Raw genomic sequence first — 11,389 nt, 5'->3', positions numbered from 1 at the left:
CGGCCCGCGCAGCCCCACCGACAATGGCGCCATGACCCAAGCCCCGGCCGCAGTGCCCTCGTCCTCTTCCTCGTCCTCCTCATCCTCCTCATCCACCGGCCCCGCCTTCTCGACCCTGCCGCTGGCACCCCACGTGCTGGCCAACCTGCAGAGCCTGGGCTATGCGGCGATGACGCCCATCCAGGCCGCCAGCCTGCCGCTGGCGCTGGCCGGCAAGGACCTCATCGCGCAGGCCAAGACGGGCAGCGGCAAGACCGCCGCCTTCGGGCTGGCGCTGCTGGCGCGCCTGAACCCGCGCCACTTCGGCGTGCAGGCCCTGGTGCTGTGCCCCACGCGCGAACTGGCCGACCAGGTGACGCAGGAGCTGCGGCGCCTGGCGCGCGCCGAGGACAACATCAAGCTCGTCACGCTGTGCGGCGGCGTGCCGCTGCGGCTGCAGATGGCCAGCCTGGCGCACGGCGCGCACGTGGTGGTGGGCACGCCCGGGCGCGTGCTCGACCACCTGCGGCGCGAGTCGCTCGTGCTCGAGGGCCTGAACACGCTGGTGCTCGACGAAGCCGATCGCATGCTCGACATGGGCTTTGCCGACGAGATCGGCGCCATCGCGCAGCAATGCCCGCCGCCGGGCCGGCGGCAGACGCTGCTGTTCTCGGCCACCTACCCCGAGGGCGTGGCGCAGCTGGCGGCGCGCTACCTGCGCGAGCCGCTGGAGGTGAGACTGGCCGAGCGCCACGCGCCGGGCCTGATCCACGAGCGCTGCTACGAGGTGGCCGAGGACCGAGCGGCTGCACGCCGTGGGCCTGCTGCTGAACCACTTCCGCCCCGAGAGCACGCTGGCCTTCTGCAACACCAAGCAGCAGTGCCACGACCTGGTGGCGGTGCTCAAGGCGCAGGGTCTGTCGGCGCTGGAACTGCATGGCGACCTGGAGCAGCGCGAGCGCGACCAGGTGCTGGTGCAGTTCGCCAACCGCAGCTGCAGCGTGCTGGTGGCCACCGACGTGGCCGCCCGCGGCCTGGACATCCACAAGCTCGAAGCCGTGATCAACGTCGACATCGCATCCGATCGCGCAGGTGCACACGCACCGCATCGGGCGCACGGGGCGGGCCGGCGAAAGCGGACGGGTGTTCAGCCTGGTCAGCCTCGACGAGATGGGCCGCATCGGCCGCATCGAGGCCGAGCAGGGGCGCGAGAGCGAGTGGCACAAGCTCACGGAACTGAAAGCCGCCGAAGGCGCCGGGCCCCTGCGCCCGCCGATGGTGACGCTGCAGCTGGCCGGCGGCCGCAAGGAGAAGATCCGCGCCGGTGACGTGCTGGGCGCACTCACCAAAGACCTGGGGCTGGAGGCCGCCGCGGTCGGCCGCATCGATGTGAATGACTTCTCCACCTACGTGGCGGTGCAGCGCGAGGTGGCCGACCGCGCGCTGCGCGGCCTGAACGCCGGCAAGGTGAAAGGCCGCTCGGTGAAGGTTCGGCGGTTGTAGTTTCCGGCCGCACTGGCCCGTGGATACTGCGGCCATGGACAACGCCCGTGCCCGCCCGCCCCTCGTCGTCAACCAGTCCGAGGTGCCCGAGATCGTGGAGATGGACGAGGCCCACTGGGGCAGCGCCTTCAAGCGGCTCACTCCCGCGCTCGATGCCCTGGGCGAGCAGGAGAAGCGTCTGCGCCCGCGGTTGGGCATGAGCCTGTCGCGCGTGCCGCCCGGCCGCTCGGGCTGCCCCTTCCACGCCCATGCGCGCGAGGACGAGGTGTTCTATGTGCTCGCGGGCCGGGGCCTGTTCCGCTATGGCGACGAGGTGCTCGAGATCGGCCCTGGCGACTGCATCTCGTGCCCGGCCGGTACCGGCATCGCCCATCAGATCGCCAACCCCTTCGACGAGGACCTGGTGTTCCTCGGCGCCGGGCTCAACGACGGCCACGAGGTCTGCACCTACCCCGACAGCCACAAAGTGATGGTGCGCAGCCTGCAGCGCATCGGCCTGTTCGAGGCCACCGATTACGGCCACGGCGAGGGCCATCGGCCGCGGCTGCTGGACATGCAGCCGACGCGGCGGCGCGGCGAGTCACGCTAGGAGCGTGGGCGGCAGAAATCCAGCCCCGCGTCGGGCCGCCAGACACGCCGTCCGGCGCACGGCGGGCCGGCCACCGGCCGGTGCCACGGCTGCCTGAGCCTTGCGGCATGAGCTTGACGAACACCCCGATCGACTCAGCGACCGCGGGGCAGCCGCGCTCGCTCACGCGCCCCGACGGCGTGCGGCTGCGCTGGCACCGTCATGCACCGGCCGAAGGCGGCGCCGGCCCAGGCACGCCGCTGCTGCTGCTGCACGGCCTGGCCAGCAACGCCAGCCGCTTCGAGGAGTTCTGCGAGCACACCCGGCTGCGCCATCGCCATCGGCTGCTGCGCGTGGACCTGCGCGGCCACGGCGGCTCGCTCACGCGCACGCGGCTGGACACCGCCACCTGGTGCGACGACCTCGCCGCCGTGCTCGACGCCGAGGGCCTGCCGCAGGCCCACGTGCTGGGCCACAGCCTGGGCGCGCAGGTGGCGCTGCAGCTGGCGCAGCGGCACCCGTTGCGCGTGGCCAGCCTGTTGCTGGTCGACCCCGTGTTCCGCCAGGCCCTGCACGGGCGCTCGGCGCGCATCGCCCGCTCCGCCCCGCTGCTGCGCGTGGCCGCCGCGCTGGTGCGCACCGCCAACGCCCTGGGCCTGCACCGGCGCACGCTGCCGCCGCTGGATCTGCGCGCCCTCGACCAGCAGGCCCGTGTCGCCCTGGCCGACCCCGACCCCGCGGCGGAGGCCGCCTTCATCGCGCACTACAGCAGCACACGCGCCGACCTGCGCCACGTGCCGCTGGCGGTGTACCTGCAGGACATGGTGGAGATGTTCTCGCCCGTGCCGCGGCCGGCCGGGCTGCCGCAGCCGGTGCTGGCCTTGTTGTCCAGCGGCGCCACCTTCGCCGACGGCCCGGAGATGCGCGCCGCGCTGGCCGGGCCGCGGGTGCGCATCGAGACCATCCACTGCCACCACTGGCCCTTCACCGAGCGCCCGGCCGAGGTGCGGCGGGCGGTCGAGGACTGGGTGGCGGCCCTGGGCGGGCCGGGGTCGATGCCGGCGGGATGAGCGGCCGTTCCGGGTCCGCTGACGGCTTTTCAGTCGGCGTCGATCTGGGCGCGGCCGGCCTTCAGGTTCACGCGCCGACGTTGATGGTGTAGTTGAGCGAACGCGCGAGCTGGCTGACCCGCTCGCGCGTGTCGGCGTTGATCTGCGGGTTGCCGGCCAGCGCGCGCGACACGGTGGACACCGACACGCCGGCCAGCCGCGCGATGTCGGCCATCTGCACGCGCTTGCGGGCGGGCTCGGTCATGGTGCGGCAGGCCCCTGCCTCAGGGCAGGCGTTCGAGCGATCGCTGGTAGGCCGCGTCGTGCATGAGCTCGTCCCAGGGCAGCGGCGGGCTGGCGGGCAGCAGCGCGCTGCGGCGCTGCTCGGCGTCGGGGTCGGGGCGCCAGCGGCCGGCCTCGGCGGCCTGCAGCAGGCCGCCCAGCAGCGCATCCACCGCGGCGCCGCCGTCGGCGCTCTGGTTGCACAGCAGCACCAGGTCGCAGCCGGCGTTCAACGCCTCCACCGCGGCCTCGGCATGCGTGAGCGTGCCGCCGTCGAGGTGGCGCGCGCCCTCCATGCTGAGGTCGTCGGAGAAGATGGCACCGGTAAAGCCCAGTTGCCCGCGCAGCACCTCCTGCAGCCAGCGCGGCGAGAAGCCGGCCGGGCGCGCGTCGACCTTGGGGTAGACCACGTGCGCCGGCATCACGGCGGTCAGTGTGCTGCTGAGCCAGCCGTAGGGCGCGGCGTCGTCGGCGAGGATGGCCTTGAGGCTGCGCTGGTCCACCGGCACGGCCAGGTGGCTGTCGGCCTTGACGTAACCGTGGCCGGGGAAGTGCTTGCCGCAGTGCGCCATGCCCGCGCGCAGCATGCCGTGGGCCACGGCCTTGGCCAGCATCGTGGCCACGCGCGCGTCGCGGTGGAAGGCGCGGTCGCCGATGACGGTGCTGGCACCGAAGTCCAGGTCGAGCACAGGCGCGAAGCTGAGGTCGACGCCGCAGGCGCGCAGCTCGGCGGCCAGCACATGGCCGCAGGCGCTGGCGGCGTCCTGCGCCACCATCGCCGAGTTCGCGTCCTTCATCCACAGCTCGCCCAAGGCGCGCATGGGCGGCAGGTGCGTGAAGCCGTCGGTGCGGAAGCGCTGCACGCGGCCACCTTCGTGGTCGACGCAGATCAGCACGTCGGGCCGCTCGGCCTTGATCTGGGCGCACAGCGTGGTGAGCTGCGCGCGGCTCTCCCAGTTGCGCGCGAAGAGGATCAAGCCGCCGGTGAGCGGGTGGCGCAGGCGGCGGCGGTCGTCCTTGCCCAGCGTGGTGCCGGCGATGTCGAGCACGACAGGGGCTTGTTCGGGGGTCATGGTGCAGCGGATGGAGGAGCTGGGGCGGTTTCGACGACGACAAAGCTCGCCGCGTAGTCGGATTCGTCGGTCAGGCTCACATGGGCCACCCAGCCGCGCGCGGCGAACCAGCGCGCGAGTTCGCCGTCGAGCCGGATGTAGGGCTGGCCGCCGGGGTGGTTGAGGATCTGGCAGTCGCGCCAGCGCATCGGGCTCGTGATGCCCAGCCCGATGGCCTTGGAGAAGGCCTCCTTGGCCGAGAAGCGCGTGGCCAGGTAGCGCACGCCACGGGTCTGCACCCGCGCGCGGCGCGCGGCGAACACCTGTTGCTCGTTCGGGCCCAGCACACGCTCGGCGAAGCGCTCGCCGCGCCGCGCCAGCGTGGCCTCGATGCGGCGGACGTCGCAGACGTCGGTGCCGACGCCGACGATCACCGCCCTGCCCCCGCCTGCGCCGCGGCGATGGCGCGGCGGTAGGCGCGCACGGTCTCGGGCAGGCCCAGCTCCAGTGCATCGGCCACCAGCGCATGGCCGATCGACACCTCGGCCACGCCGGGCACGGCGCGCAGGAAGTCGGTGAGGTTGAGAAGGTTCAGGTCGTGGCCGGCGTTCACACCCAGGCCCGCCGCGTGCGCGCTGCGGGCGGCGGCGCCAAAGCGCGCCAGCTGCCCGGCCTGCCGCGGCCTGCCGGGCTCGGCGGCGGCCGCGGCATAAGGCTCGGTGTAGAGCTCCACGCGGTCGGCCCCCACGGCGCGGGCCAGGGCCATGCCCTCGGCCTCGGCGTCCATGAACAGGCTCACGCGCACGCCCAAGGCGTGGCACTCGTCGATGAGCGGCTGCACGCGCGCACCGTCGGCGGCGAGGTTCCAGCCGTGGTCGCTGGTGAACTGGCCTTCGCCGTCGGGCACGAAGGTGGCCTGGTGCGGCTTCAGCGTGCGGATGAAGTCCATCAGGTTGTGGAACGGGTTGCCCTCGATGTTGAACTCGGCCTGCGGCCAGGCCTGCATCAGCTCGGCAAGCTCATGCACATCGTGGGCGCGGATGTGGCGCTCGTCGGGCCGCGGGTGCACGGTGATGCCGTCGGCGCCGGCCTGCAGGCACAGCGTGGCAGCGCGCAGCACGCTGGGAATGCCCAGGTGGCGCGTGTTGCGCAGCAGCGCGACCTTGTTGACGTTGACCGACAGCGCCGTGCCGGCGTGCCGCGGTGCGGCCGGGTCGAGGACGAGCGGGTTCATGGCTGGATGAGCTTCTGCACGCCCCGCAGGACCTCGCGCGTGCGCATCGGCGTGTGGCCGAGATGATAGTGAAGCAGGCCCTGCAGCGGCCTGCGCAAGGCCGTCGCGGCGCCGCGGCAGGCGGCGTGCAGCGCCTCGAAGCGCGCCCGGCCCGCGCCGAGCGCGGCCTCCAGCGCCGTCCAGCGCGCGCCGGTGGCGCCGTCGGGCGCGGGCACCAGGCCGTGCGTGGCGTCGAGCGTGTAGTGGCCGTCCTCGGCCAGCGGCTGGGCGCTGAGCGTGGCCAGCGAGAGATCGGGCAGCAGCCCGGTCTCGCGCAGCAGGCTCAGCTCGAAGGCGCGCAGCACGGCGGCCTCGTCGCGCGCGCCCTCGGCCGCTGGCCCCGCAGCCAGGGCGTCCAGCGCTGCCGCGTAATCGTCGAACAGCGCCTCGTGCGGATCCTGCCGGGCCAGCCCCTTGAGCAGCAGCTCGTTCAGGTAGAAGGCGCTGAAGAGGGCCGCGCCGCGCACCAGCGGCTGGCCGCCGGCCCGGCCGGGCCAACCATCGCCCGCCCACTCGGCGCTGCGCAGGGGCAGCAGGTCGTGGCCCTCGGCGGCGGCCTTGGGCGGCGCGCCCAGCACCACCGCCACCGGCTGAAAGGGCAGCAGCAGCGCACGGTAGTTCGAGGTGGGCTTCTTGGCGCCGCGCGCCACCGTGACGACACGGCCCAGCCCGCGCGTGAACAGCTCGACGATCAGGCTGCTCTCGCTCCAGTCGTGGCGCTGCAGCACGTAGGCCGGCTGCGGCACCGGCGCGCGCCGCGGCGCTCTACTCGTAGCCATAGCTCCGCAGGTGGGCCTCGTCGTCGGCCCAGCCCGAGCGCACCTTGACCCACAGCTCCAGGAACACCCGCGCGCCCCACAGGCGCTCCAGCTCCTGCCGCGCCTCGCTGCCGATGCGCTTGATGCGCTCGCCGCCCTCGCCGATGACCATGGCCTTGTGCGCGTCGCGCTCCACCACGATGGTGGCGGCCAGGCGGATGCGCCGCGGCTCGGCGTCGGGATCGTCTTCCTCGAACTGCTCCATCACGACCGTGCTCGTGTACGGCAGCTCGTCGCCGGTCAGCCGGAAGAGCTTCTCGCGGATCATCTCGCCGGCCATGAAGCGTTCGCTGCGGTCGGTGAGCGCGTCTTCCTCGTGCAGCCAGTCCTGCTCGGGCAGGTGCGGGGCGACGATCTCGAGCAGGCGCTCCACGTCGCCGGGCCGGCGCGCGCTCATCGGCACGAACTCGGCAAAGGCGTGGCGCTCCTGCATGCCCCTGAGCCAGGGCAGCACGTCCTGCCGGCGCGCCAGCGCGTCCAGCTTGTTGGCCACCAGCAGCACCGGCTTGCCGCCCATGCCATCGCCTTGCAGCAGCGCCAGCACGTGCGCGTCGGCCAGGCTGAAGCGCCCGGCCTCGCAGACGAACAGCACTGCGTCGACGTCGGCCAGTGTGGCCAGCACCGTGCGGTTGAGCGTGCGGTTGAGGGCCTGGCCGTGGCGGGTCTGGAAGCCGGGCGTGTCGACGAAGACAAATTGCGTCGCCCCCTGCGTGCGGATGCCGGTGATGCGGTGGCGGGTGGTCTGCGCCTTTTCGGACGTGATGCTGACCTTCTGCCCCACCAGCGCGTTGAGCAGCGTGCTCTTGCCGACATTGGGGCGGCCGACGATGGCCACCAGGCCGCAACGCCTGGGGCCGCCTGGCGCTGGCGGGGCGGGGTTGGCGGGCTTCATGCGCTGCCGTTCTGGGCCTTGAGTTCGGCGAGCAGGCGGCGGGCGGCCTCCTGCTCGGCGGCGCGGCGCGAGCGCCCCTGCCCGGTGGCGCGGCGCTCCAGCGCCGGCACGGCGCACTCGACCTCGAAGGTCTGCGCGTGCGCCTGGCCGCGCGTGGCCACGATGCGGTAGCCGGGCACGGCGATGCGCCGCGCCTGCAGCCACTCCTGCAACTCGGTCTTGGCGTCCTTGCGCCAGCTCTCGGCCTCGGTGGCCTGGATGACCTCGCCGAACAGGCCCTGCACCAGCGCCCGCGCCTTGGTGTAGCCGCCGTCTTGGAACACGGCGCCGATCAGCGCCTCCAGCGCGTCAGCCAGGATCGAGGGGCGCTGCGCGCCGCCGCCGCGGGCCTCGCCCTCGGACAGCCGCAGCAGCTCGGGCAGGCCCAGCGCCAGTGCCGCCTTGTGCAGGCTGTCCTCGCGCACGAGGTGGGCGCGCACGCGCGTGAGGTCGCCCTCGTCGCTGCCCGAGAAGCGCTCGTACAGCAGCTCCGAAACGGCCAGCGCCAGCACGGTGTCGCCCAGGAACTCCAGCCGTTCGTTGTGTTCGGCGCCAAAGCTGCGGTGCGTGAGCGCACGCTGCAGCAGCGCCGGGTTGGCGAAACGGTGGCCCAGGCGGCGCTGGAGCAACTCCAGCGGCAGGCTCGGGCGGGCGTCGGTGGCCACGGGGCGCGGGCTCCTCAGGGGCCGGGCTTGGAGCGGCCCTCGTACTTGATGAGGATGTGCAAAGGCCCCAGCACCGAGATCTCCTTGTCGTAAGCGAAGGCCAGCACGACGCGGTCGTTCTCCTTGGTCACCACGAGATCCTTGCCGCTGATGGCGGTGATGGCGTACTCGATGTCCTTCTGGCGGTCGAAGGCGGCGCGCGCCTCGGCCACGGTGGCGGGCTGTCCAGCCGCGATCTTGTCGACCGCGCGCTGGATCGTCAGGTACTCGTTGGCCGTGGGCACCACGCGCACCAGCAGGTAGCCCACGAAGCCGACGACCAGCGCCCAGAACAGCAGGCCGAACAAGGTGAGGCCCCGCTGCCGGGCGCGTCGGCCGTCATGGGACGGTGCGGGTCGGGTCATGGAACGGCCCTCAGGCGCTCACTGGAACGGACCGATGCGGCCCAGGTTGCCGAAGTTCATCCAGACGAAGAACGCGCGGCCGACGATGTTCTTGTCGGGCACGAACCCCCAGTAGCGGGAGTCCTGCGAGTTGTCGCGGTTGTCGCCCATCAGGAAGTAGTGCCCTGGGGGCACCTGGCAGCTCACGCCCTCGGCCGTGTAGCGGCACTGGTCGGCAAACGGGAAGGTCTTGGGATCGGGCCCGAACCACGACTGGCGGCGAGGGTCCACCAGGATGCGGTGCTCGACCTCGCCCAGCTTCTCGGAGAACTGCGGCTCATAGCGGCGCGAGTCGGCCTCGTAGAACTCGCCCTGCGCCGTGGTGGGCACCGGCTGCCCGTTGAGGCTGAGCTTCTGGTTGGCCCAGGTGATGGTGTCGCCGGGCAGGCCCACGACACGCTTGATGTAGTCCTGGCGCGGGTCCACCGGGTAGCGGAACACCATCACGTCGCCACGCTGCACGGCGTTGTTCTCGATGATCTTGGTGTTGATCACCGGCAGCCGCACGCCATAGTGGAACTTGTTCACCAGGATCAGGTCGCCCACCAGCAAGGTGGGGATCATCGAGCCCGACGGGATCTTGAAGGGCTCGAAGAGAAAGCTGCGCAGCAGGAAAACGATCAGGATCACCGGAAACAGCCCGGCCGTCCAGTCCAGCCACCAGGGCTGCATCAGCAGCGTCTCCTTGGCGGCGGCCACGTTGCCGTCGACCTTGTCGATGCCCTTGCGGGCCAGGTCGGCGCGGCGGGCGGCTTCGTTGCGTTCCAGCGCCTCGGCAGCGGCCACGCGCGCCGGCTTGAAGTGCACGCGCTCGGCCAACCAGTAGGCCAGCGTGACCAGCGTCAGCACAAACAGCAGCAGCGAGAAGTTGCCCGTCCAGAAGCCGAGGAACCAGCCGCCCAGGTAGGCGACGAGGGCGCCATACAGCGCAGCGGTGAGTGTGCTCATGCGGTGGGTGCTTGGGGGCGCGGGCTCAATCATCGACCTGCAGGATGGCGAGGAAGGCCTCCTGCGGCACTTCCACCGAACCGATCTGCTTCATGCGCTTCTTGCCGGCCTTCTGCTTCTCGAGCAGCTTCTTCTTGCGCGTGATGTCGCCTCCGTAGCATTTTGCCAGCACGTTCTTGCGCAGCGCCTTGATGTCCTCGCGGGCGATGATGTTCGCGCCGATGGCGGCCTGGATGGCCACGTCGTACATCTGGCGCGGGATCTGCTCGCGCATCTTGGCGGCCACGGCGCGGCCGCGGTACTGGCTCTGCGTGCGGTGCACGATCATGGCCAGCGGGTCCACGCGCTGGCCGTTGATCATGATGTCGACCTTCACCACGTCGGCGGCGCGGTACTCCTTGAACTCGTAGTCCATGCTGGCATAGCCGCGGCTCACGCTCTTGAGCTTGTCGAAGAAGTCCAGCACGATCTCGGCCAGCGGCAGCTCGTAGGTGAGCATCACCTGCTTGCCGTGGTAGGCCATGTTCAGCTGCACGCCGCGCTTCTGGTTGGCCAGCGTCATGACCGGGCCCACGCAGTCCTGCGGCATGTACAGGTGCACGGTGACGATGGGCTCGCGGATTTCGCGGATGCGGCCGAGATCCGGCATCTTGCTCGGGTTCTCGACCTTCAGCACCGTGCCGTCGTTCAGCTCGACCTCGTAGACCACGCTGGGCGCGGTGGTCACGAGGTCCTGGTCGAACTCGCGCTCCAGCCGCTCCTGCACGATCTCCATGTGCAGCAGCCCGAGAAAGCCGCAGCGGAAGCCGAAACCCAGCGCCTGGCTCACCTCGGGCTCGTAGCGCAGGCTGGAGTCGTTGAGCTTGAGCTTTTCCAGCGCGTCGCGCAGCTGGTCGTACTCGCTGGCCTCGGTGGGGTAGAGCCCGGCAAAGACCTGCGGCTGGATCTCCTTGAAGCCCGGCAGCGGCTCGGTGGCCGGGCCGGCGTTGTTGGTGAGCTTCTTCTCCAGCGTGAGGGTGTCGCCCACCTTGGCGGCGGCCAACTCCTTGATGCCGCAGATCACGAAGCCCACCTCGCCCGCGCGCAACTCGTCGCGCGGCACGCTCTTGGGGGTGAACACGCCCAGGTGCTCGATGCCGTAGACGGCGTTGGTGGCCATCAGCCGGATGCGCTCGCCCTTGCCCAGCTTGCCGTCGACCACGCGCACCAGCATGACGACGCCGACGTAGTTGTCGAACCAGGCGTCGATGATCATGGCCCGCGGCGGGCCGTCGGGCTGGCCACGCGGCGCCGGCATGCGGGCGATCACGGCTTCGAGGATGTCGTCGATGCCCATGCCCGTCTTGGCGCTGCAGGGGATGGCGTGCTCGGCGTCGATGCCGATGACGTCCTCGATCTCCGAGCGGGCGTTCTCGGGGTCGGCCTGCGGCAGGTCCATCTTGTTGAGCACGGGCACGACCTCGACGCCGAGATCCAGCGCCGTGTAGCAGTTGGCCACCGTCTGCGCCTCCACGCCCTGGCTGGCATCCACCACCAGCAGCGCGCCCTCGCAGGCACTCAGCGAGCGGCTGACCTCGTAGGAGAAGTCCACATGCCCGGGGGTGTCGATGAGGTTGAGGTTGTAGACCCGGCCGTCGCGCGCCGTGTACTGCAGCGCCGCCGTCTGCGCCTTGATGGTGATGCCGCGCTCGCGCTCGATGTCCATCGAGTCCAGCACCTGCGCTTCCATCTCGCGATCGCTGAGCCCCCCGCAGCGCTGGATGAGTCGGTCTGCCAGCGTGCTCTTGCCGTGGTCGATGTGGGCAATGATGGAGAAGTTGCGGATTTGGTTCATGGGATGGGGCGCGCTTCATCGTGCTGAAAGCGGCGCAGCCGCTT

The 11,389-nt window shown here is 71.4% G+C and carries 12 protein-coding genes and 1 pseudogene; 3 read left to right on the top strand and 10 right to left on the bottom strand.

The annotated features are described in order from the left end of the window. The first annotated feature begins 31 nt into the window (after window positions 1–31). The 3 genes and pseudogenes from dbpA (at window position 32) to KA711_08740 (ending at window position 3,120) form a co-directional block, all read left to right on the top strand. Window positions 32–1,482: pseudogene (gene dbpA / locus KA711_08750) on the top strand (ATP-dependent RNA helicase DbpA). A gap of 34 nt (window positions 1,483–1,516) precedes the next feature. Beyond that, window positions 1,517–2,071 carry a cupin domain-containing protein gene (locus tag KA711_08745; GenBank protein MCM0609073.1) on the top strand — a complete coding sequence of 185 codons (555 nt, stop codon included), beginning with the start codon at window positions 1,517–1,519 and terminating at the stop codon, window positions 2,069–2,071. A gap of 107 nt (window positions 2,072–2,178) precedes the next feature. Next, window positions 2,179–3,120 (top strand): alpha/beta hydrolase, encoded by a 942-nt coding sequence (locus KA711_08740; GenBank protein ID MCM0609072.1) that lies wholly within the window; start codon window positions 2,179–2,181, stop codon window positions 3,118–3,120. Between the two features lie 67 nt (window positions 3,121–3,187). On the opposite strand, the gene KA711_08735 is transcribed toward KA711_08740, so the two are convergent. Genes KA711_08735 through lepA form a run of 10 tightly spaced genes read right to left on the bottom strand, consistent with a single transcriptional unit; the run spans window position 3,188 to window position 11,345 of the window. Continuing rightward, window positions 3,188–3,334, bottom strand: a complete 147-nt coding sequence (locus KA711_08735; protein MCM0609071.1) for a LacI family DNA-binding transcriptional regulator — start codon at window positions 3,332–3,334, stop codon at window positions 3,188–3,190. A gap of 49 nt (window positions 3,335–3,383) precedes the next feature. Further along, window positions 3,384–4,454 carry a beta-N-acetylhexosaminidase gene (nagZ, locus tag KA711_08730; GenBank protein MCM0609070.1) on the bottom strand — a complete coding sequence of 357 codons (1,071 nt, stop codon included), beginning with the start codon at window positions 4,452–4,454 and terminating at the stop codon, window positions 3,384–3,386. Beyond that, on the bottom strand, window positions 4,451–4,867 hold the full coding sequence (locus tag KA711_08725) for a holo-ACP synthase (protein ID MCM0609069.1): 417 nt from the start codon (window positions 4,865–4,867) through the stop codon (window positions 4,451–4,453). The genes nagZ and KA711_08725 overlap by 4 nt, the downstream gene beginning before the upstream one ends. Then, a complete protein-coding gene (locus KA711_08720; GenBank protein MCM0609068.1) occupies window positions 4,864–5,667 on the bottom strand; it encodes a pyridoxine 5'-phosphate synthase in 804 nt (267 codons plus the stop codon). The genes KA711_08725 and KA711_08720 overlap by 4 nt, the downstream gene beginning before the upstream one ends. Further along, a complete protein-coding gene (locus KA711_08715) occupies window positions 5,664–6,485 on the bottom strand; it encodes a recombination protein O N-terminal domain-containing protein (GenBank protein ID MCM0609067.1) in 822 nt (273 codons plus the stop codon). The genes KA711_08720 and KA711_08715 overlap by 4 nt, the downstream gene beginning before the upstream one ends. Next, window positions 6,472–7,416 (bottom strand): GTPase Era, encoded by a 945-nt coding sequence (gene era / locus KA711_08710; GenBank protein ID MCM0609066.1) that lies wholly within the window; start codon window positions 7,414–7,416, stop codon window positions 6,472–6,474. The genes KA711_08715 and era overlap by 14 nt, the downstream gene beginning before the upstream one ends. Continuing rightward, window positions 7,413–8,096 (bottom strand): ribonuclease III, encoded by a 684-nt coding sequence (rnc, locus tag KA711_08705; GenBank protein ID MCM0609065.1) that lies wholly within the window; start codon window positions 8,094–8,096, stop codon window positions 7,413–7,415. The genes era and rnc overlap by 4 nt, the downstream gene beginning before the upstream one ends. Window positions 8,097–8,134: 38 nt before the next feature. Beyond that, window positions 8,135–8,524, bottom strand: coding sequence for a DUF4845 domain-containing protein (locus KA711_08700; GenBank protein MCM0609064.1), 390 nt, complete (start codon window positions 8,522–8,524; stop codon window positions 8,135–8,137). An 18-nt stretch (window positions 8,525–8,542) separates the two neighbouring features. Next, on the bottom strand, window positions 8,543–9,511 hold the full coding sequence (gene lepB / locus KA711_08695; protein MCM0609063.1) for a signal peptidase I: 969 nt from the start codon (window positions 9,509–9,511) through the stop codon (window positions 8,543–8,545). Between the two features lie 25 nt (window positions 9,512–9,536). Further along, on the bottom strand, window positions 9,537–11,345 hold the full coding sequence (gene lepA / locus KA711_08690) for a translation elongation factor 4 (GenBank protein ID MCM0609062.1): 1,809 nt from the start codon (window positions 11,343–11,345) through the stop codon (window positions 9,537–9,539). Window positions 11,346–11,389 lie beyond the last annotated feature (44 nt).

It is taken from the genome of Ideonella sp. WA131b, assembly GCA_023657425.1.
Taxonomy (GTDB): Bacteria; Pseudomonadota; Gammaproteobacteria; order Burkholderiales; family Burkholderiaceae_C; genus Rubrivivax.
The sequence above is the reverse complement of the archived record's forward strand: the minus strand, read 5'-3'. Positions and strand labels throughout refer to the sequence as shown.